Source organism: Paenibacillus sp. FSL M8-0228 (assembly GCF_038007385.1).
GTDB classification, from domain to species: Bacteria; Bacillota; Bacilli; order Paenibacillales; family Paenibacillaceae; genus Paenibacillus; species Paenibacillus polymyxa_D.
The window spans coordinates 2464540-2487162 of sequence record NZ_JBBOXA010000001.1 but is presented as its reverse complement, the minus strand read 5'-3'; the positions used below and the strand labels follow the sequence as shown (position 1 = coordinate 2487162).

18 protein-coding genes are annotated in these 22623 nt (G+C 47.8%); 5 read left to right on the top strand and 13 right to left on the bottom strand.

Translation table 11 applies throughout. The features are described from left to right. Positions 1-103: 103 nt before the first annotated feature. Both MKY98_RS11655 and MKY98_RS11650 read right to left on the bottom strand, forming a co-directional pair. Positions 104-1264: a rhamnogalacturonan acetylesterase gene (locus MKY98_RS11655; RefSeq protein ID WP_029518441.1), complete on the bottom strand. Its 1161-nt coding sequence runs from the start codon at positions 1262-1264 to the stop codon at positions 104-106. A gap of 227 nt (positions 1265-1491) precedes the next feature. Continuing rightward, the gene (locus MKY98_RS11650; protein ID WP_029518442.1) at positions 1492-1914 is read right to left on the bottom strand and encodes a hypothetical protein; all 423 of its coding nucleotides are present in this window, start codon (positions 1912-1914) and stop codon (positions 1492-1494) included. Positions 1915-2082: 168 nt separating this feature from the next. On the opposite strand from MKY98_RS11650, the gene MKY98_RS11645 reads away from it, so the two are divergent. The 4 genes from MKY98_RS11645 (at position 2083) to MKY98_RS11630 (ending at position 5856) form a co-directional block, all read left to right on the top strand. Further along, positions 2083-2508, top strand: a complete 426-nt coding sequence (locus MKY98_RS11645; RefSeq protein WP_023988435.1) for a CHRD domain-containing protein — start codon at positions 2083-2085, stop codon at positions 2506-2508. A 223-nt stretch (positions 2509-2731) separates the two neighbouring features. Continuing rightward, positions 2732-3922, top strand: a complete 1191-nt coding sequence (locus tag MKY98_RS11640; RefSeq protein WP_069012374.1) for an acyltransferase — start codon at positions 2732-2734, stop codon at positions 3920-3922. Positions 3923-4032: 110 nt separating this feature from the next. After that, on the top strand, positions 4033-4734 hold the full coding sequence (locus MKY98_RS11635; RefSeq protein ID WP_029518444.1) for a response regulator transcription factor: 702 nt from the start codon (positions 4033-4035) through the stop codon (positions 4732-4734). 15 nt (positions 4735-4749) lie between these two features. Then, positions 4750-5856, top strand: a complete 1107-nt coding sequence (locus tag MKY98_RS11630; protein ID WP_069012375.1) for a sensor histidine kinase — start codon at positions 4750-4752, stop codon at positions 5854-5856. A 12-nt stretch (positions 5857-5868) separates the two neighbouring features. On the opposite strand, the gene MKY98_RS11625 is transcribed toward MKY98_RS11630, so the two are convergent. The 10 genes from MKY98_RS11625 to MKY98_RS11580 all read right to left on the bottom strand — a co-directional run bounded on the left by MKY98_RS11625 (position 5869) and on the right by MKY98_RS11580 (position 17865). Then, positions 5869-6624 (bottom strand): LutC/YkgG family protein, encoded by a 756-nt coding sequence (locus MKY98_RS11625; RefSeq protein ID WP_029518446.1) that lies wholly within the window; start codon positions 6622-6624, stop codon positions 5869-5871. Continuing rightward, positions 6617-8137: a LutB/LldF family L-lactate oxidation iron-sulfur protein gene (locus MKY98_RS11620; RefSeq protein ID WP_029518447.1), complete on the bottom strand. Its 1521-nt coding sequence runs from the start codon at positions 8135-8137 to the stop codon at positions 6617-6619. The genes MKY98_RS11625 and MKY98_RS11620 overlap by 8 nt, the downstream gene beginning before the upstream one ends. After that, positions 8134-8862, bottom strand: a complete 729-nt coding sequence (locus MKY98_RS11615; protein WP_029518448.1) for a (Fe-S)-binding protein — start codon at positions 8860-8862, stop codon at positions 8134-8136. Before MKY98_RS11615 ends, MKY98_RS11620 begins: the two co-directional genes overlap by 4 nt. A gap of 252 nt (positions 8863-9114) precedes the next feature. Next, complete coding sequence (locus tag MKY98_RS11610) at positions 9115-9873, bottom strand: DeoR/GlpR family DNA-binding transcription regulator (protein WP_029518449.1); 759 nt, start codon at positions 9871-9873, stop codon at positions 9115-9117. A gap of 20 nt (positions 9874-9893) precedes the next feature. Beyond that, positions 9894-11369, bottom strand: coding sequence for a rhamnulokinase (rhaB, locus tag MKY98_RS11605; RefSeq protein WP_069012376.1), 1476 nt, complete (start codon positions 11367-11369; stop codon positions 9894-9896). Next, a complete protein-coding gene (gene rhaI / locus MKY98_RS11600; protein ID WP_069012377.1) occupies positions 11366-12586 on the bottom strand; it encodes an L-rhamnose isomerase in 1221 nt (406 codons plus the stop codon). The genes rhaB and rhaI overlap by 4 nt, the downstream gene beginning before the upstream one ends. A 242-nt stretch (positions 12587-12828) precedes the next feature. Then, a complete protein-coding gene (locus tag MKY98_RS11595) occupies positions 12829-14898 on the bottom strand; it encodes a bifunctional aldolase/short-chain dehydrogenase (protein WP_069012378.1) in 2070 nt (689 codons plus the stop codon). A 288-nt stretch (positions 14899-15186) separates the two neighbouring features. Next, positions 15187-15828 carry an acetyltransferase gene (locus MKY98_RS11590; RefSeq protein WP_039275128.1) on the bottom strand — a complete coding sequence of 214 codons (642 nt, stop codon included), beginning with the start codon at positions 15826-15828 and terminating at the stop codon, positions 15187-15189. Beyond that, positions 15825-16964, bottom strand: a complete 1140-nt coding sequence (locus tag MKY98_RS11585) for a DegT/DnrJ/EryC1/StrS family aminotransferase (protein WP_029518454.1) — start codon at positions 16962-16964, stop codon at positions 15825-15827. The genes MKY98_RS11590 and MKY98_RS11585 overlap by 4 nt, the downstream gene beginning before the upstream one ends. Positions 16965-16998: 34 nt before the next feature. Next, the gene (locus tag MKY98_RS11580; protein WP_069012379.1) at positions 16999-17865 is read right to left on the bottom strand and encodes a glycosyltransferase family 2 protein; all 867 of its coding nucleotides are present in this window, start codon (positions 17863-17865) and stop codon (positions 16999-17001) included. 236 nt (positions 17866-18101) lie between these two features. Here MKY98_RS11580 and MKY98_RS11575 point away from each other — a divergent pair, with 236 nt between their 5' ends. After that, positions 18102-19631, top strand: a complete 1530-nt coding sequence (locus MKY98_RS11575) for a glycosyltransferase (RefSeq protein WP_069012380.1) — start codon at positions 18102-18104, stop codon at positions 19629-19631. Between the two features lie 194 nt (positions 19632-19825). Here the strand turns inward: MKY98_RS11575 and MKY98_RS27065 are convergent, their stop codons facing one another. Then, positions 19826-22057: a hypothetical protein gene (locus MKY98_RS27065; protein ID WP_445671405.1), complete on the bottom strand. Its 2232-nt coding sequence runs from the start codon at positions 22055-22057 to the stop codon at positions 19826-19828. Positions 22058-22623 lie beyond the last annotated feature (566 nt).

Here is a 22623-nt window from a genome sequence, read left to right as displayed (position 1 = left end):
CCGTATTACTATTGCTTTTTCAATAATTATAGCACCCTGAACAGATGCTAAAAACCCCTGCTCCTACAAATGTAAGAAACAGGGGAAAACCCATCGTTTAAATTTAGAATCCGCTCAGACCCTGCCTTTTTAAATCCTGTGCTACCAATCGTGCCAGTTCCCTTGCACCTTCATAGTTTGGATGGAGTGTATCACCGTTCATGTACAAAGCCAGTGTAGCGACTTTACCAATAGAAGTAAAATAAGCTGAGCTAAGAACATTCAGGTCGACTAAAGGCGTTTGTTCCTCTTGAGCCAGCGCCAAAATAGCACTTCTATACCATCTATTTTCTGCGTTGTGTACATTGTTAGCATTAAAGTCAGTGGCTCGTCCTTGCGGAGTTGACAGGATTACCGTCGCCCCCTTAGCCTTCGCCTGCCGGATCATATCCCGCATCCAGTCCTTAAACTCTGCTTCGCTTTCGTTATGCTTTGGATTGGTGTCATTAATGCCCAATTGGAGAATAAAATAATCCCCCGGCTTAATATATTGGACGATGGCCTCCAACTGACCGTCCTGATGGAAGCCTCTAGCAATTTGGCCTCCTGACGCCATATTGCGAATTTGAAAAGTATTCGTGTTCACAAACTCTGGCAGCAGTTGACCCCATCCCGCCTGCACGCTGCTATCCAGCGGATAATAGTTACATACCGTAGAATCCCCACCGATATAAATTGTTCGATTCGTAACCGGATTGCTAGATAATTGCCTGATTTCCATTGCACTGAGTGTGAAGACCGCCCCCTCTTTGCCTTCAGTAACCAGCAGATTTAGTTGTCCGTCTGTTACTGGAATTTGAAAGCGATCCTTGGCCCCATTCCCTGTCATATTTATGACCTGATACACCCCTTCAGCTGCAATACTCGAACGAGAGGTATCTCCTAAAGTAACCGACACCTCATACAAACCAGGAGGAAGATCAACATCAAAAGTATTCTCGCTTTTCGTACCTGTAACCAGGAAACGTACCGCATCACTTGCCACTCCAGTCCCCGAAGCACTGACATTACGCATATTCTCAGGGGTACGAAAGCCATAGCCACGTGCTAAGTCATAAGACAGCGAAGCGCTCACTCCGGTATAACCCGTTTCGACCGTACCTCCGCCAAAATCAAACTTGTACTCGCCAGCGGATGCCTGGGCCGGGAGAGCTATGCCCACACCTGTTGCACCACATAAAAAAGCTGCTAAAAGCATATGAGTCAATCCTTTTTTCCACACCATTCTTCATTCCTCCTCCAGATTTTTAATTGTACGAAGCAATGGATATTTACTGTAAGCGCATACATAAAATTCTACCCATTGTTGCAGGGTTATGCCTGTGTAATTCTTATGCAAAAGAAAAGTAGTTTAATCGTTAAGCTTGAAACTTGTCTTGTACACAAAAAAGCTTCGCAGTTACATCTGCGAAGCCTCATGAAGCGATATTTCGTCATATCAAAATTACTACATTAATCCGCAACCAAAATTCCGTCAAAGCTCTCTGGACCTACACGTATTGTACCCAGCAGGTTAGCTGAAACAAAAGCAGTGTACACCAATTGTTCCGTAATCGGCGGGTTAAAGTCATCGGCTGAGAATGCAATAACCTGTGGAGCCAACAAACTCAAACTAAAAGTTGACGTGGCCGAATAAACAACAGGGTCAGTAACCAGGGTACCTCTTACAATAGTGATCGTTATTCCGACTAAAGCAAGCGGAAGTTGAAGCGATATAGTTCCTTTAAGCAAAACCCGTGGCGTACCTGTAGCTCCCAGTGTGTTTAACCCGATCTGCCCGAACAATTGAGGCGTATTTATAAGAGTGATCGGAATGGCAATAGAGTTGGCTGTCGAAGCATTCTGGGATGTTCTCCCATCAATAAATGTTCCCATGGTTTCTCCTCCTCTCTCTATCAGATACTCATAGACTATGAAAAAGTTTGTTTTGTGCTTGGACTGAATAACTTGTAAAACACACAACTTCTGATGAATAGGCTAATGTGCAGCCCCTTCTCTAGCCCTGTGAATACACTAAACCAACACTGAGAAAGGAGGGATGTCATGTCTAATAAGTTTAGAGCCACCTTAAGGGGGGCTAATGAAGTGCCTCCTGTCAGAACAAATGCGACAGGAACAGCCGAATTTCGTTACCGTCCAACGAGCCAACAATTAAGCTTTGAACTGACTGTACGCAATATCTCACGGGTAACCGAAGCGCATATTCATCTGGGACGAAGAGGTGAAAATGGCCCTGTTGTTGCTACACTGTTTGGTCCTTCGAAGTTTGGAATAACCGTTAGAAGAGGCGTCGTTAGCGGCGTGCTCCGTGCATGTGATCTTACCGGTCCACTCAGAGGCAGAACCATTTATGATTTGGTGTGCCAAATTAGAGAGGGTAATGCCTACGTCAATGTCCACACGATCCGTCATCCGAATGGTGCTATTCGTGGACAAATTAGACGCGCACCTATCAAACGTTGCAAATAACGAATAATCATGAGTATAAAAAAGAACTTCCATACCACTCATTTTGAGGCTATGGAAGTTCTTTTCTTAATTCAGGATTTTTGCAAAATCCTCAATTCTTAACAAAAGTTAAGAAGTTCATAAGCGTTTCTTAAGCCGTTCCCTTTAGGGTTGTTAAGAACTTTATCTTTTAATAGAAAGAGTTCAACAAGATACAGTTCACTCCTGAAAGGAAATGAAGCTTATGAAGCCTACGACCAAAGAAAAAATTCCCGAATTGCAGTTGGTCAGAGCCATGGCGATTTTAGCCGTCTTGATGGTACATGCCACTTCTTATGCAACGGTTCAGCTTACAAATTCCAGCCTATATGTTGTATACAATGCGCTCAATGTGTTGATGAAGTATGGAACCCCCGTATTTATCGCGCTTAGCAGCATGGTACTGTTCTACAACTACAAGGATCGTCCAATGGGACGACAGTTCTTAAGTCGCTTTTATAAGCAGAGATTGCTGTATATTCTCTTACCTTACGTCATGTTCTCCCTATTTTATTTCTTCCTGTCTCTTATGGCTAGCAGCTCCGAACCATGGAATATAGCCACACTTGCGAAAAGCTTTGCTCTGAAGCTGGCGACAGGCAAAGCGTATACCCATTTATATTATATTTTTATCATGATGCAATTCTATCTTGCATTTCCATTCGTACTGTGGCTGTTCCAGCGATATCGGCAACTTCCACAATGGTCTATTGTCCTTGGGCTGTTGCTACAGTGGTCATTTGTAATTGGCAATAAATTTCTATTTCAGGTGCAAAATAAGGGCAGTTGGGCACTGTCTTATGTAGCCTGTTACATGCTGGGTGCTGCTCTAGGTTATTACTACCCACAGCTGAAAACGTGGTTTCTGATGCGTAAGGGGCAACGAAGTGTTGCCGGAGTGCTGACATGGATCACAATTTGGGCTTTATGGCTGATTTCAGCCACCATGCATGTCTATATGTGGTGCGAAAATAGAATGTACGGAATCTCGTATAATTCGCTAGTTTTCGAACTTATGTATAATATGTACAGCCTGTCCAGCACGCTGGTAATACTACAGATTTCCTTTTTAATGTATAGACGACAACATTCCTTTGTCACTCGCAAGCTGGAACGTCTGGGCACACTGTCCTTTGGTGTGTATCTGATTCATCCGTTTTTCCTGCTTCTGTATCGGCAGTTTTCACCACATATCGGTTCTCCGCAGCTTATTCATGTGTGGTACGCTGGAGGTTTTTTCTTTGCACTTCTTTGCTCTTGGCTCGTCGTGTCTACCATCTCCCGTTTCCTACCATTTGCTTGGATCCTGTTCGGTCAACTACCGGGAATAGAAAAAAGACAATTCAAGCAAGAAAACCGTATTTCTTCAACTGAAACAGCACTATCCAAAGGCTGACGTCCCCAAGCAAGCGAACTGAGAAGAGTGTCCATAGCCTCCATCTTTAAAAAAGTATATAATACGCCATATTGTATACTGCTGGAAAGAACAGAAAGGGTGCACGGGCCATGCATAACGGAACCATTTTATTAGTAGACGATGAGCCTGAAATTATTAAGCTGATGCAAATTTATTTGGAAAATGAAGGATATCGACTGCTTATGGCACGAGACGGACTGGAAGCTCTGGAGCAAATCAGTCGGGAATCGATAGATGTGATGGTGCTTGATGTGATGATGCCCAATATGGACGGGGTTGAAGCTTGCATGAAGATCAGGGAAACCGAGCATTTTCCGATTATTATGTTGTCTGCGAAGGGACAAGATATGGACAAAATCACAGGACTCAGCGTTGGGGCCGATGATTACGTCACTAAGCCGTTCAGCCCGTTGGAACTGGTGGCACGCATTAAATCCCAGCTGCGTAGAGTACGGAAATATACCCATTCCTCCCCTGTATCGGAGCATGAAATGATACTGGATGAACTCTCCATTAATTCTGCTACGCATGAGGTCACTCTCGCCGGAGAATCCATTAAGCTGACCCCACGAGAATTTGCCATTGTCGAGCTGTTGGCCCGTAATCGTGGTCAAGTGCTGAGCATGGAGCAGATCTATGAAAAAGTGTGGAAGGAGCAATATCTGGAATCCAACAACACGCTGATGGTTCATGTGCGTAAAATTCGCGAGAAAATTGAGGCTGATCCGAGAAAACCCAAATATCTAAAAACGGTGTGGGGCATCGGCTACAAAATGGAAAAATTCGATTAATGGAGGATTCACGTCTTGAAGGCAAAACGATATGATACGTTGGGATGGAAACTGGCAGCCCTTAGCCTTGCCGCTTTCGCTCTAACTGGACTGATTTTGATGGTGTCTTATTATGGAGCATCTTTGCTACTATGGCTGAATCCTTCCCGTTCATTTTTTGGCACTCGTCTGGTTCGCTGGACCGTAAATCACATTGGGTCCCCACTGATCATGCTGGTAGGCGGGCTACCTACATATATCTATTTCTTTTTCCTTTTTACCAAAAATACGATTGGTTACCTTCGCGAAATTACGACGGGGATGCAGGAGTTTGCTGACGGAGACCTGTCCTATACGATTCCTGTTTCTTCAGCGGACGAGCTGGGTACCTTGGCGAAAAATATGAACACCATGGCGGACAAGCTCCGTCTCTCGCTGGAAGAAGAACGGGCTTCTGCCAAGGCCAAAAACGACCTGATCACTGGCGTATCCCATGATCTTCGTACCCCGCTAACATCCGTGATCGGTTTTTTGGAATATATTGAAACCGACCGCTATCGGGATGAAATTGAGCTGCGCTATTATGTGAACATTGCTTATGAAAAGTCATTGACGCTTAAGAAGCTGATCGACGAGCTGTTTGAATACACGCGTGTGAGCGGTGGCAGCCTGCCACTGGAGCTGGAGCCTGTAGATCTCGGCAAATTGCTCACTCAGCTTGCTGAGGAATTTGTACCCTCTCTGGAACAGGCAGACATGTCCTACCGTGTCCGAATCGTCGAGCCTGTTCGGATTCTAGCCGATACCGACGAGATGGTACGCCTGTATGAAAATTTGTTTTCCAACGCTATTCGATACGGAAAAGACGGCAAACGCCTTGATATCACCATAGGACGCGAAGACGACGAGGCGGTGGTAATCTGCACCAACTACGGCACCCCAATTCCTGCGGAAGATGTCCCGTACTTGTTTGAACGGTTTTACCGGGTGGACAAATCACGTTCCAAGGAAACTGGAGGCACCGGGCTGGGCCTTGCGATTACAAAAAGTATTACCGAGCTGCACAATGGCCGCATTTCGGTTAGGAGTAATCGCAGACAAACAGATTTTGAAACCCGTTTTCCCCTCTATCATGCTCGTTAGGCGGTCTACACGCTAGCCCACTAACAACGTATAGACGATACCTGGCCCGTGTACACCGATCGTCAAATCATTTTCAATATCCGACGAGCGGCTTGGTCCAGTAATAAAATGAATGCCTGCAGGCAGTTGCTCACGCCCGACTTCGTCAAAGCGGCTTAGAATCTCGCCCAGTCGTGTTCGCAAGCGCTCTACTGGCAGAAGAATGATCAGTGCGGTTGGCAAAAGGCTGACCGCACGGCCTTTCTCCGGCGAGGATAGCACCGCTACCGAGCCGGTGTAAGCAGCCGCTTCGTCGGCGATGACGATGCCGATATCCGCCTCAGCGGCGCGGGCCTTCCAATCCTCGACTGGATCGGTGTTCCACACCGATAAACGGACTTGCGGCAGTGCCGATTCCAGCTGGAGCGCATCCAGGTCCGGCTCATTCTGCCGGACGATATAGGCCGCTCCCAGCTCTCGCGCTTTGCACGCGATCCAGTCTGCGGTCTGCTCCAAATTCGGCAGACGCACGACATGCCCGCCAACACTTGTAAAGTTAGCAGTGAACTCCTCGATGCGCCGCTCCGCGCTCCAATCGAATTCGTACCAAAATGCAGGTGCCCCGCGAAACGGCTGAACTGGCGGCTCCGTCTGTCGTGGACGCTTGAGCCGCGTCGCGATGCCGTCCATAAAGCGTACCTGCTTGGCACGGGATTCTTCTTCCATTTGATGAAGCCACGCTTCATGGGCCGCTTTTGCTTGCGCAGAAGGATTACTATGCTCACTCATGCTGCGTCCCTCCTTTACTTCTATCTGCCAAAATCTTCTCCATTCGGCTGAGAACATCCGGCTGCATCACGTTGCGTTCCTGCTCCAGCTTATGCTCCAGCGTGTTCCATTGCTGACGGAAGGATTTTTTCGCCAGAGAGGGAGCCACACGGTACGTATTCCAGCCTTTTAACGGGCCCAGCTTCAAGGTAATTTCACCTTTACGGACGATCGCTTTCTGGGCGATCTGCCCTAGCCGAATCGCCACTGCGAATCGCTTCGAGTTGGAAACTACGGTCGCAAAACCTTTCATCCCTGCCGTTTCCAGCTTATCTCCTTGTCCCGCCTCCACCTTGCGTCTGCGCAAATATACCAGCATATCATGCAGCGGTATTTTGACCGGACAGGCTTCATAGCACGCACCACACAGACTGGACGCACTCGCAATATCGTTCCACTCTTCGATGTTGCTATGAAGGGCAGGCGTAAGCACCGCACCGATAGGGCCACTATATGTCCCGCCATACGCGTGCCCGCCAATGTGTCGGTACACCGGACAGGCATTCAGGCAAGCACCACAGCGAATGCAATTCAGCAACTCTTGAAACTCGGGATTGCCCAGCTGTAGTGAACGTCCGTTATCTACGATGATGATGTGCATTTCGTCAGGCCCATCGGCATCTTGGCTGCGCCGAGGGCCTGAAATACCAGACATATACATGGTCAGCTTCTGCCCCGTAGCGGATCGTGGCAATAATGTAGCCATCACCTCCAAATCCGTCCAGGATGGAATAATCCGCTCCATGCCCATCAGCGTAATTTGGGTTTTGGGCAGAGTGGATACCATCCGTGCGTTCCCTTCATTTTCAAACAGGACCATGGAGCCTGTCTCGGCGATGGCGAAATTACAGCCCGTCATGCCAATATCCGCTTCTAGAAACTTCTCACGCAGCTTTTTGCGGACAAAGCCCGCCAAAATCGTCGTATCCGCGGACAGTTTCTCACCTGCTTCTTGGGATAACAGTTCGGCAATCTGAAAGCGGTTTTTGTGAATCGCCGGAATGACGATATGAGACGGGGGCTCTCCTGCCAGTTGAATAATATATTCACCGAGGTCACTTTCAATCGTCTCGATATCCGCACCCTCCAGCGCCTGATTCAAATGTAACTCCTCCGACACCATCGACTTGGATTTGACGACGGAACGGGCTTGGCTATGTGCAGCAATATCCAGGGTAATACGTACGGCATCGGCTGCTGTATCGGCAAAATGGATATGCACCCCGTTGGCACGGGCATTTTCTACAAATAGATTTAAGTAATAGTCCAGATGGGCAATGGTATGCAGACGAATTTGACGGCCCCGTTCACGCCATTCTTCCCAATTTCCGTGTTGCTCTGAAGCCACCTGCTTTCCGTTACGCAAACGCTCTGTAGTGAAACGAACTGCATTCCGCAGAAAATCATCATTTAGGGCCAGCTCTGCACGTTTTTTGACCTTTTGGTTCATGGAATGTGTGTGTACGACGGTCATGCGTGCTTCACCCCTTCGTACAGCAGCTCAGCCAGATGCATGACCCGAACTGGCTCCTCCCGATACCGAAGATTTCCGGCAATGTTCATCAAGCAGGCCATATCTAGTCCGACCAGTACCTCGGCTTCGGTCTCCCTGATATGGTCCACTTTTTCAGTCACCATCGCTCCCGAAATATCTGGCATTTTCACCGCGAAAGTCCCGCCAAAGCCACAGCAGTCCTCAGCAAAGGGAAGTGGTACTAATTGCAGCCCCTTTACACTGCCAAGCATCTTCATCGGTTCCTCCTTCACGCCGAGCAAACGTGTGCCATGGCAAGACGGATGATAGGTTACTGTATGCGGAAAAGACGCGCCCACATCGGTCACGCCAAGCACCTGTACCATAAATTGCGTAAACTCATACGTCTTTTGTTCCAGCCTCCGTGCTGAATCGAGCCATTCGGGCTCATCCTTAAACAACTCCGGGTAATGATGAATCATATATGTACAGGAACCGGAAGGAGATACGACAAAATCGCTGTCGTTAAACGCTTTCAGAATTGTTTTGGCAGCAACCCTCGTTTCATCCCAATAGCCGCTGTTATAGGACGGCTGTCCGCAGCATGTCTGTACCTTCGGAAAATCCAGCTGAACACCATATCTGGAAAGCAAGCATGCCATCGCTTCCCCCACCTTGGGATAAATCGCATCACTCAGGCAAGTAATAAATAAAGATACCTTCATACGGAACACCCCTTACGTCTATGGAATAGCTATTACTTTATAGAGGATACCAGCGGATCGGTTCATTTGAATCTGGAGAAGCGTCAGCGTTTGCCTAAAAGCTTTCCAAAGGAAAGCTCTCTACGTAAGCATAAGCTTGCAGTGGGATTCTCACCTAAACGTGTTTTACATCATCAAAGAATCCCACTGCAACAGCGAGCGTAAGAGCAAATGAAACGCGGAGCGACACTCTCCACCTCGACATTTTTAAATTCACACAACCGTAACTGGAATAGCCTGCTCCGCAAGTTGACTGCGAATCGGATCCGACAACCTCGAATCCGTAATAATCTCGGATACCTGCGACAGGTTCACGACATGCGTAAACGCCTGTTGCCCAAATTTGCTCGCATCGGCCAGTAAAATCACACGGTCTGCAATGCTGACCATTTTCTGCTTCAAACGAGCTTGCAGTTCATTCGATTCACTAATACCGCGATCCAGATGAACCCCCTGGCTGGAGAAAAACAATTTATCCACATAATAGGTTTCCAGGGAACGCTCTGCGAGCGGGCCTACAAATGACAGCGAGCGTTGAAGCAACTGCCCCCCCGTCGAAATGACCTCGATTTTTTCCTTACCCGCCAGCTCTGTAGCTACCCGAATCGAATTCGTTAATATTGTCAAAGGAATATCCGGTAAACTTGAGGCCATATACCAGGCGGTTGTGCTGGCATCCAGCAAAATACGATCATTCGGCTGAATCTGCTTGACTGCTTCTTCGGCAATTCTGCGCTTTTCCTCTGCGTTCATAATTTCCCGTACCGCATAGGGCGTTTCAGGCTGCTCGTTTTTGACACTGACCGCTCCCCCATGCGAACGGCGCAGTCGTCCCGCCTGCTCCAGACGGTCCAGATCACGGCGAATCGTTTCCTCCGTTACTTTGCACAACTCACTCAATTCGGACACTCGTATGCTTCCTTTTTCATTCACGAGCTGCACAATCATCTCATATCTTTCTGCGACCAGCATGGCAATCTCACTCCACATCTTTAATGTACAAAAAGTCCCGCTACCCGCCGGAATTGCCCATAGGCATCCTCCCACGCTTCTGATTCGGCAGGCTCATATTCCTCCACGGAAATAGAATTCGCGATGACCCGGCGGGCTTCCCATATATCGGCGAACTTTCCCTGTGTCATCCATTGTACCGCAAGATTGCCGATTGCGCTCGCTTCTGCAGGTCCCGCCCACACTGGTTTTTGAATCGAATTGGCCGTCCATTGGCACAACAAGCGATTTTGAATCCCTCCTCCGACCATATGTAAACCATTAAACCGTTGTCCTGACACCTGTTCTGTAAGCTCCAAAATGTAACGGTACTTTAACGCCAGACTCTCCAAAATACAACGCGTGATTTCTCCCGGCGTCTCGGGCAATGGCTGTCGGGTATTGCGGCAATATTGGCGAATTCGTGTTCTCATATCCCCGGCGTGCAGAAATAGTTCATCGTCCGGATCAATCAAAGAAGTGAATGCTGGAGCCTGTTCTGCCATATGAACCAGTTCAGGGAAGGAATAGGAGTACCCCTGCCGTTCCCACTCCCTACGCGCCTCCTGTAAAATCCATAAGCCCATGATGTTTTTAAGCAGCCTGTAAGTTCGACTGACCCCACCTTCGTTCGTAAAATTAAAACGAAGCGTATCGTCATTGATTACAGGCTGTGCCGTTTCCGTTCCCATCAGGGACCATGTTCCACAGCTCAAGTACGCAAACGAGCGCTCCAGCGCAGGCACGGCAGCCACAGCAGATCCCGTATCGTGCTCTGCTACTGCAATCACAGGAATCGCTCCAATGCCCAAATCGTTCATAACCGACGAGCGGATCGTTCCTGCAACATTTCCTGGCTCCAGCACCTCACCAAACCAGGAATGAGGAATGTTGATTCCAGACAAAAGCTCATCATCCCATTTTTGCTGCAACGGATTATATAATTGCGTGCTGGTCGCATTGGAAAACTCATTGTACATTTCACCTGTCAGAAAATACCGTAGCAGATCTGGAATCATCAAGAAATGCTTTGCCTGCTCCAGCAACGGTGAACTCGCATTTCGCATAGCAGCCAGCTGATAAATGGTATTAAACGTCAAAAACTGAATGCCTGTGCGCTGGAAAATAAACTCTTTTCCCAGCCGTTCCTGTACTTCTTCCATTACCCCATGGGTGTGCCAATCCCGATAATGATAAGGGTTGCCCAGCAATTCTCCAGTTTCTCCGATCAGTCCAAAATCGACCGCCCAGGAGTCAATCGCAAGACTGGATGGATTCACTCCCCTATGCTTGGCTTTGATCAATCCTTGCTGAACCTCGTGATACAGACGCAACAGATCCCAGTGCAGATGTTCCCCAACCTTGACCGGATCATTCGAAAAGCGATGGATTTCCTCCACCACTATACGTGAATCCGTCAATTCTCCGAGTAGAACCCTGCCACTGCTTGCCCCCAAATCATAAGCGAGGATACTCACCAGCTTGCACCACCCTTGCCTCTTTGCAAAATCTGCGTGCCATACTCAGACGCTAAGTAAGCTTTCATCGGGTCTGCTGGTAAGCCTTGCTCTTCACGGATCGCTCTGAGCAATGGTGCCACATCAAACTCAAACGCTTGTCGCACAGCATCCTCCGCACCCAGCACATTCTGGCGGCTCGATGCTTCCTCCACTTCTGCATGATTAATTAGGAGCGCTTTCGCATATTGAGTCTGCACATTCAGCACCGAACGAATCATCGCCGGAATTTTTTGCTCAATATTGTGCGACTGATCGATCAAATAAGCAATTTTGTCCACCGTATGCCGAATATCTTTATCCACATCCTGAGCCGCATTTAAAATTTGATAAAAAATCAAGAACAGTTCATACGGATTCGCGGAGCCCACGATCAGATCATCATCCGCATATTTGTAGCTATTAAAATGAAAACCACCTAATCGCTTCTCATCAATTAGAAACGCCACAATATGCTCCACGTTGGCTCCCGGCAGATGATGCCCAGTATCCACCAGCACCTGTGCCTGCGGCCCCAGCTTGGTTGCGTAATTATACGCCATGCCCCAATCGGCAATATCCGTATGATAAAAGGCTGGCTCGAACGCCTTGTATTCAATCAGCATGCGCATGTCAGATGTGAGTGCCTTATACATTTCACTGAGCGCTTCCAGCATCCAATTTTTCCGTTTGCGAATGTCCCCCTGACCGGGATAATTCGTTCCGTCTGCGAACCATAAGCTAAAATCGTTCGAGCCCGTTTCCTTCGCAATATCTACGCATTCTAGCAAATGGTTGATGGCCTTGCGGCGGATGGACGGGTCTACATTGGTGACACTGCCGAGCATGTAGTCCTCGTCTTGAAACAGATTAGGATTCACGGCCCCAATCCGCAGACCGAGGCTTTCCGCATGACTGCGAAGCTTGCCGTAGTTGTCTACTTTATCCCACGGAATGTGAATAGCAACGGATGGACATAAGCCCGTCACGGCATGAACCTGCGCGGCATCCTCCAACTTTTCGAACGGATCACGCGGCACGCCCGTTTTCTGAAAGACTTTAAATCGTGTACCTGAGTCGCCATATCCCCAGGATGGTGTTTCTATGCTAAGCGCTTTCAGCTTTGCCTTTACTCGCTCCAGGTCAATGCCTCGTTGTTGCTGTTGTTCCTCGAATAAGGCGTACGCTTTGTCACTCATCATGGTTCCTCCTTGGAAAAATGAAGTGAGTTATGGGAGATCGCTTCGCGTGCGGATTGTTCTTCCGATCGCTCCGCTGCTGACCACCCATAAAGTCACTTCTATTTTTAAAGTGTTAGTGTGTGTATAACATGTGGCTTGGATTAGTGAAATAGATTAGTACATTAAATTAGTTCGTTATAATCCTAAGTGTTGAGCCGTTGAAATGAGTCTATCGCTTACCCAGGTTCATTTTAATTCGGCTAGCGTGTAAAGGCAGCGGGGACGCCGCCGTCGATGGTCAGCATACAACCTGTCGTTTTCTCTGCCTTGGATGAGGCGAAAAAGGCAATGCCCTCGGCGATATCCTGCGGGTAAATGTTGACCAGCAGCGTCGTCCGTTTGCGGTAATGCTCCTCCAGCTGGTCTGGCTCAATGCCGTAGGCAGTGGCGCGTTCATTACGCCAGTTGGAGTTCCAGATTGCCGAGCCTTGCAGAATGGCATCCGGCAAAATGGTGTTCACACGGATACCATATTCACCACCTTCTGCGGCAATACATCGGGCTAAATGCGCTTCCAGCGCCTTGACCGAGCTGTAGGCCGTTACATTTTTACCTGCGTAGACCGAGTTTTTGGAGCCGACGAACACCATACTGCCGCCAAGTGTCTGCTCCTTCATGAGCTTGAACGCTTCTCGTGCAACCAGAAAATAACCCGTTCCCAGCACATTCACATTTAAATTCCATTCCTTTAACGATGTTTCATCGAACGGACTGGATGTAGCAAGGCCTGCATTGTTGACGATGATATCTACACCGCCATAGGTCAATGCCGTTTCTGCATAGGCAGCCTGAATTTGCTCCTCCTGCGTCACATCCATTTTTACGGCAATGGCACAGTTTTCTCCGTAGCTACTATTGATCTCTGCGGCTACCTTTTGCGCGCCTTCCAGATTCAGGTCTGCCAGTACGACATGTGCGCCTTCATCCACCAAACGACGTGCGGTTGCACTGCCAATTCCGCCTGCACCACCTGTAATGAACGCAATTTTACGGGAAAATTCAACTTCTGCTGGCGCGAGTGACAGCTTATAAAGCTCCAGCGGCCAATATTCCACGTTATATGACTCGTTCTCACTGAGTGAAACAAACTCTCCTAACGTCGTTGCCCCTTGCATGACAGCGATAGCCCGATGGTACAGAGCACCGCTTACCTGCGCATTGCTCCAGCTTTTACCTGTGTTGATCATACCAACACCCGGAACCAAAATTACACGTGGCGCAGCCTCAAACATAACATCCCCTTCAAGCCGATTGCGCTCGAAATAAGCTTGATACTGCTCCTTATAAGCTGCTATACCCTCGGCAAGCTTAACTTTCAAGCCCTCTACATCCTCCACATCCGGTGTCCAATCTACATAGAGTGGCTTCATCTTGGTATGGACCAGATGATCCGGGCACGCAGCCCCGACCTGGGATAAAGCAGCAGAATCCCGGCCGTTCACAAACTCCAACACATCTTCCGCATCATCAAAGGTTAAAATCATCTTTTTCTCATCACTGACCGCTCCCCGAATCGACGGCATAACTTGAGATGCAATGCTACGGCGTCCTTCATAAGTAAGCGCTTTATATTTTGTTCCTCCAAACGCCTGCTTTTCCTCTTGACGAGCTTTAATATAGCTTTCTGCTTCTTGGATGATATCGGTCGTTTTGGCATAAGCCGCTTCGGATGTGTCTCCCCACGTAACCAGACCATGCTTTTCCATCAATACCAATTCAGCTTGTGGATGATCGAGTACACCTTGGGCAATCATTTTCGACAGCTTAAATCCAGGACGGATATAAGGCACCCATACAAAACGGTCACCGAAAATTTCCTTAGCGATTTCCTTACCGTTGTGCGCACAGCACAAGCTAATAATCGCGTCCGGGTGCGTATGATCGACATGTCTAAAAGGCAGAAAAGCATGTAATAGCGTCTCAATTGAAGCCCGTGGATGCTTGGCATCTATCATACAGTTCGCCAAATATGCGACCATATCCTCGTCAGACATATCTTCTCTTTCAAATAAAGGACGAATATCCTCCATACGAAGTCCTGTGAAGTTATGCGTTTTCATTGTTGCGAGATCGGAACCGCTGCCCTTGACGTACATCACTTCTACTTCACGCCCGCGAAAATCTGGTATCGTCGTTTTGGCCGAAGTATTACCGCCTCCCCAATTGCACACACTCCTCTCTGTACCAATCAGGTTAGAACGGTATACGAGCTGTTCCAGCATGCTTTTCTGCTCAGACGCTTGTGAAGAAATCCACAGACTTTGTACCATAGGAAAAAGACCTCCAAGTTTAGTTTTAGTTTTGAAAGGCTTTATTACAGTGGTTATTCTTTGTTTATGGAGACTATAACACCTTTGTTTTAATTTGAAAATAAGTAATACAAAAATAATCAAAAATAAATTTTAATTTTCATCCATCTGTAATCTGTGTACATTAATCAAAAGCCGCGCCGGGATCAGGTTATGAGAACCTTTTCCGGCACGGCCTTTTGGTAGGTAAATCACTTCATTCAAGCATATTACTACAAATCGAATACGCTCCGTCCAAAGAAAGACTACTCAGGGAATATCAAGTCGTTTTTTAACGACTGCTGGTACCCCTGCAGCCATGGTAAAGCTGGGTATATCATCTTTAACAAAGGCACCTCCACCTATCATAGACCAACAACCAATGTGACATCTCTCCCGTACCGAGACACCGACGCCGATATAGGCCCCCTCATCTATGGTTACGTTACCTGCCAGATTCACGCCAGGGGCTATGGTTATATAATCGCCAATAACCGCATCATGACTCACGTTAACACTCCGATTGATAATCACATGCTGTCCGATCTTAATATTGTCCGACAGGACAGCCCCTTCAAAGATCATACTTCCCTCTCCAATGGTGTTTCTTCGAGACAAACGAACACGCGGATGTATTAGCGGGGCTGCGATACGAAATCCCGATTGAATTGTATGATAAGCGAATCGTTTCTTTAATGCTGGGTCACCCACTCCCGCACATATCAGTTCCACCTCATATTTTAACGCTTTAATGTCGGTCAACGTCCCCAGTACAGGAACCCCATTTACGATCTGCCCTTTCGTCTCAGGCCGTTCGTCTAAGAATCCTATCACTCGAACTCCTAACTCTTCACATAACCAGTTAATTTCCCTGGCATGTCCGCCCGATCCCCAAATCACGAGTTTCCTCATCTGGCTGTCTCTCTTCCCAAGCTTCTTAGAACATTTACAATTCTTCGAACGATAATCTCATCCAGTTCCTCCCACAAGGGCAGGCTGACAATATGTTTGGTAATATGCTCGGTAACATGAAGAGTAGACCGGGGATAACTTTGGAACTGCTTCTGCTGATGGCACGCCGGAGAAAAATAGGTTCTGGCTTCTATTGAATTAGAGGCTAATAACTTAACGACCTCTTGATTCGTGTGTGAATCCGGACTAAGAATAGGGATAAATTGATGGACAACCGATCCTTGTGTTTTTTGTACAGACCATCCTCGTTCTAATAAGTCTGCTTGGAGCAGTTCTTGAAGATAATATTCGTAGATCGTCCTTCTATTCTCCCGTACAGTTTTGAAGTGATCGAGAGTAGCTAAAGCGATAGCAGCGGTATACTCGGATATCTTACTGTTAAGACCTTGGGTGACAGACTCCCTGCTGCTGGAGAAACCGAAATTCCCCGCCTGACGAATTCGCTTAATGAGATCCTGGTCCAAACTGTATACCAATCCACCCTCTCCGATACCAAAAGATTTGGTGGCATGAAAGCTGAATACTACGGCCCCTCCAAAGCCTTTACCAAAATGGGTGGCTTCCTCGGGAGATATAGTCCCAAAACTGGCAGCAGCATCAATGACTACCGGAATTCCTTGCTCCTGCAGCTTATTGTATACAGACAAATCAATGGCTGTACCGAAAGTGGCATAAGGAACGATTACCGCAATCTCATCTCCCAGCAGCTTGACTGCCTGCTCTAACTGCTCCCTATTCATTTGCCAATTCTCCGGTTCAATGTCAAGGAAATAGGGTTCTAACCCGCACCACTCAGCAGCAAGTGGGGTGGCAGCAAAAGTAAAACTTGGCATAACTGCATATTTGCCCTGTGGTCGCTTGCTGTGAGCGATAGCCAAAATCAAGCCGATGGTAGCGTTACTAACAGTCACAGCCGAACCGATTCCATTAAACACTTGCGCAATGACCCGCTCTTCAAACAGGTTATTTAAGGGGCCATAATTGGAGTAAATTCGCGTCTCTTCTATTTTCTCAAAATTAGCAATAAATCGTTCCTTTTTTACTAAACTAGGTCGTAAGAAGGGAATTTCAAACATAAGCCAAGCCTCCTTTGCACATGGGATGAGCAAGTTAGGATTCCAATGTTTTTAATATCATTTCAATTCGCTTGATATCTGCAACAAATTGTGGACGGCCTTTTATACGTTCATGATAAGAATGAAGTGCAGTTTTAAACAAATCGTTGGTATCAAGAAATCCATCATCTCTCGAGGCAATCATAATATCTAACCATTCCGTGAACGCATTTTGACCAAGCGTTTGATTATTTTGATTGGGATGTATTCGAAAATAGCTTAGCGCTTCAGGAATATAAACTGCTTTTCCTTTGGATAGTAAGTTCAACCAGGAAGCTAAATCATTAAGAAGAGAATACTGTTTCCCTTTATAAACTCCAAACCGTTCGATAAGATCTGTTTTTTTGAAAAACACTGTTGTAGGTTCACCAATCACATTTAAACAACGAGTTAATGCAACGTTTGCCAACATTCTTCCGTCCATTATCCTTGTTTCTTCGTATAACTTTTCCGTTGCATAGAGCGGTGGGAGAATAGCCCCTAATTCATTCATGGTTTGCCGATACGAAGTAACCAGTGTGATCTTTTCAAAATTTTCAAAAAAATAGAGCATCCTTGCTATTTTTTCTTTATGAAACATATCGTCATCCATCAAGTAATTGATATATTCACCTGATGCCAAATCAAAACATTTATGCCAATTTCCAAGAAAAAGATTTTTATCATTTTTATAATATTTAACTTGGGGAAAAGAATCTAAATAAGAATCAATCATTTCTTGTACTTCATTCGTTGTACTGTCATCACAGATAATAATTTCGATGTTCGGGTAAGTTTGTTCCAATACACTGTCGATGGCGATTTTTAGTGTATGCGGCCGGTTATATGCAGGTATAACTACACTTACTAATGGGCATTCCACACTTACTCCACCTTTCTTTAATGCTTCGGTGTTTACGACGGAGGTTTCAAACGGTTTATTCGCTATGTTCATATGGGCTGGTATTTTTCTCACATCCCCGAACACATACACATACATATATACTACTGGGAAATAAAATGATGCCAGGAAAATGGTTGTTTCAATAAAAACAATAGCTTACGTCTGAACGGCACCTCCCTCTCGTTGATGTTCGAAACTGGTAAAGGGGAATGATCATGTCATTGAATTTCACTCCGCTACTGACAACTCATTTATTTGTATCGAAGAAGGTTTTAAAGGATCATGTAAAAGAATTGATAGATAGATTGGAAGAAAATAACATTACAATAAACTTGTATGAGGCTGATCAGCCACTTATAGACAATAGCCTCCAAAAACCTCGGGTTTACGTCTCGATCGGAGAAGAGTGGGGAGAATTTTCAGCACTAAAAGCATTGCCTGGTCACGAAAAAAAACGCTGGTTACACTTCCAATCACCTGACGAAATTCAACCTATGCATTTATTTTTCTGCTGGCTTAAGGCAACAGATCCTCTTCCGGAGAATAGAACGATTCCTCCTACACATTTTTCTTCAAACACACCTTTAATATCCGTCTTTACTGCCAGCTACAGATCAAAGGAAAAAATTCAACGACCTTATCAATCTTTATTGAAGCAGACCTACAAGAACTGGGAATGGGTAATCGTGGATGATTCCGGTGATGAAGATGAAACGTACAAGGAGTATTTACTCCCTTTAGAGGATCACCGTGTGCGGAGATATCGCCAGGATTCCCGCAATGGTTATATAGGGGCTATCAAAAGGTTTGCAGCAGGTCTATGTACAGGGGAAATTTTGGTAGAAGTCGATCATGATGATGAGCTAACTCCTGACTGCCTGGAGAAAATCGTCAAAGCATTTCAACAAAACCCTGACTGTGGCTTTGTTTATGGGGATTGTGCTGAAGTGTATGCAGGGAGCAATCATGCACATTGGTATGGCTGGGATTGTGGCTTTGGCTACAGTGTTCATTATCGAGTCTGGCTGCATGAAATGAACAGATGGCAAAATGTACAAAAACATACGACCATTAATGGCAAAACCATTCGACATTTGGTCGGTTTACCCAATCATCCCCGTGCGTGGACAAGGGACTGTTATCATCTGATCGGGGGACATCGCAATGAACTACTGGTTGCAGATGATTACGATATGCTGGTCCGGACGTTTCTTTGCACTAAATTTGCAAACATCCCCGATTTGATATATATCCAATATCGTAACGAACATGGGAATAACACTACATTCCTAAGAAATAAGCAGATTCAGGTTCTTGTAGGGGAACTAAATAGATGCTATTTTCAAAGGATACAAATGAGACTGAAAGAACTCGATTTACCACAGCAATTGCCTTATCGTCGTATATGGGAGACTTCTACGGATGATCCTGCCCGGAAATCTGCTCACGTTATTCAAGAAGATACTTCTAAATTCTCGATATTGTTCCCTATCCCCCATTCCTGTCCTGAAATAGAGCACACCCAATTAATTAAAACGCTCCAAAAGGGCATTGAAAACAACTTTAGGGAGATCGAAATTGTGGTTGTAGGTCGAATTCCATCAGAAATCGAAACCTATGCCTCCAAAGCTCCCAGGGGAGCCATACGATGGTGGCCTATGGAGCCAAATGATTCATTAGAAACTTGTATTCAATATGGAAAATTTATTGCGTCCTGCAAAGAGAAAGTGGTTGTGTTGCCGTAAATTACAACAAGGCTGATTAGAATATTAGCCAACAATTATTTTCCAATACCTTTGTCGAAGTCTCTCTGAATCATTTCCATGAGACTTCGACAAAGGTTTTTTTTGTTACAGCAGGACTGCAAACATTAACTTAAGACAAAAAAAGGACCCAAAAGTTATAAATAACTTTTGAGTCCTCTAAATATACCTTGACCTTAAGCTGGTCCTTGGTCACCTTGCGGTCCTTGAACACCCTGAGGGCCTTGGTCGCCTTGCACGCCTTGAACTCCTTGAGGTCCTTGGTCGCCTTGGACGCCTTGAACTCCCTGAGGGCCTTGGTCGCCTTGCGGTCCTTGAACACCCTGAGGGCCTTGGTCACCTTGCACGCCTTGAACTCCTTGAGGTCCTTGGTCGCCTTGGACGCCTTGAGGTCCTTGGTCGCCTTGTACGCCCTGAGGTCCTTGAGGGCCTTGAACACCCTGAGGTCCTTGATCGCCTTGGACTCCTTGAGGGCCTTGATCGCCTTGGACTCCTTGAGGGCCTTGATCGCCTTGAACTCCTTGAGGGCCTTGAACACCCTGAGGTCCTTGATCGCCTTGGACTCCTTGAGGTCCTTGGTCTCCTTGTACGCCTTGAACTCCCTGAGGGCCTTGATCGCCTTGGACTCCTTGAGGTCCTTGGTCACCTTGAACTCCCTGAGGGCCTTGATCGCCTTGGACTCCTTGAGGTCCCTGATCGCCTTGGACTCCTTGAGGGCCTTGGTCTCCTTGTACGCCCTGAACACCCTGAGGTCCTTGGTCACCTTGAACTCCTTGAGGTCCTTGGTCACCTTGGACTCCTTGAGGTCCTTGATCACCTTGAACTCCCTGTGGTCCTTGGTCACCTTGAACTCCCTGAGGTCCTTGGTCACCTTGAACTCCCTGAGGTCCTTGGTCTCCTTGAACTCCCTGAGGTCCTTGGTCGCCTTGAGCGCCCTGAGGTCCTTGGTCACCTTGGACTCCTTGAGGTCCTTGATCACCTTGAACTCCCTGAGGTCCTTGATCACCTTGTACGCCTTGGACTCCTTGAGGGCCTTGGTCTCCTTGGACTCCTTGAGGGCCTTGGTCTCCTTTGACTCCTTGAGGGCCTTGGTCTCCTTGGACTCCTTGAGGTCCTTGATCGCCTTGGACTCCTTGAGGTCCTTGATCGCCTTGGACTCCTTGAACTCCCTGAGGTCCTTGGTCGCCTTGCACGCCTTGAACTCCTTGAGGTCCTTGGTCGCCTTGCACGCCTTGAACTCCTTGAGGTCCTTGGTCGCCTTGTACGCCCTGAACACCCTGAGGTCCTTGGTCGCCTTGCACGCCTTGAACTCCTTGAGGTCCTTGGTCGCCTTGGGCTCCCTGAACACCCTGAGGTCCTTGGTCGCCTTGGGCTCCTTGAACACCCTGAGGTCCTTGGTCGCCTTGGACGCCCTGAACACCCTGAGGTCCTTGGTCACCTTGGACGCCTTGAACTCCTTGAGGTCCTTGGTCACCTTGCACGCCTTGAACTCCTTGAGGTCCTTGGTCACCTTGTGGTCCTTGAGGTCCTTGGTCGCCTTGCACGCCTTGAACACCCTGAGGTCCTTGGTCGCCTTGGGCTCCTTGAACACCCTGAGGTCCTTGGTCACCTTGGACGCCTTGAACACCTTGAGGTCCTTGGTCGCCTTGCACGCCTTGAACGCCTTGAGGTCCTTGGTCACCTTGGGCTCCCTGAACACCCTGAGGTCCTTGGTCGCCTTGAACTCCTTGAACACCCTGTGGTCCTTGGTCGCCTTGAACACCTTGAACTCCTTGAGGTCCTTGATCGCCTTGGACTCCTTGAGGTCCTTGTTCGCCTTGGACGCCTTGAACTCCCTGAGGTCCTTGGTCACCTTGTACGCCCTGAGGTCCTTGGTCGCCTTGAACTCCTTGAACACCCTGTGGTCCTTGGTCGCCTTGGACGCCCTGAGGTCCTTGATCACCTTGTACGCCTTGAACTCCCTGTGGTCCTTGGTCACCTTGTACGCCCTGAGGTCCTTGGTCGCCTTGAACGCCCTGAGGTCCTTGATCGCCTTGGACTCCCTGAGGTCCTTGGTCGCCTTGGGCTCCCTGAACTCCCTGTGGTCCTTGGTCACCTTGGTCGCCTTGAACACCCTGTGGTCCTTGGTCGCCTTGGACGCCTTGAGGTCCTTGATCACCTTGGGCTCCTTGAACTCCTTGAACTCCTTGAGGTCCTTGATCGCCTTGGGCTCCTTGAACTCCTTGAGGTCCTTGGTCGCCTTGGACTCCTTGAACTCCCTGTGGTCCTTGGTCGCCTTGAACTCCTTGAGGTCCTTGGTCGCCTTGGGCTCCTTGAGGTCCTTGGTCGCCTTGCACGCCTTGAACTCCTTGAGGTCCTTGGTCACCTTGCACGCCTTGAACTCCTTGAGGTCCTTGGTCGCCTTGCACGCCTTGAACTCCTTGAGGTCCTTGGTCACCTTGCACGCCTTGAACTCCTTGAGGTCCTTGGTCGCCTTGCACGCCTTGAACACCCTGAGGTCCTTGGTCGCCTTGGACTCCTTGAGGTCCTTGATCACCTTGATCGCCTTGGACTCCCTGAGGTCCTTGGTCGCCTTGGGCTCCCTGAACTCCCTGTGGTCCTTGGTCACCTTGGTCGCCTTGAACACCCTGTGGTCCTTGGTCGCCTTGGACGCCTTGAGGTCCTTGATCACCTTGGGCTCCTTGAACTCCTTGAACTCCTTGAGGTCCTTGGTCGCCTTGAACTCCTTGAGGTCCTTGGTCGCCTTGGGCTCCTTGAGGTCCTTGGTCGCCTTGCACGCCTTGAACTCCTTGAGGTCCTTGGTCACCTTGCACGCCTTGAACTCCTTGAGGTCCTTGGTCGCCTTGCACGCCTTGAACTCCTTGAGGTCCTTGGTCACCTTGCACGCCTTGAACTCCTTGAGGTCCTTGGACTCCGCCTTGCACGCCTTGAACTCCTGAGGTCCTTGGTCGCCTTGGACTCCTTGAACTCCTTG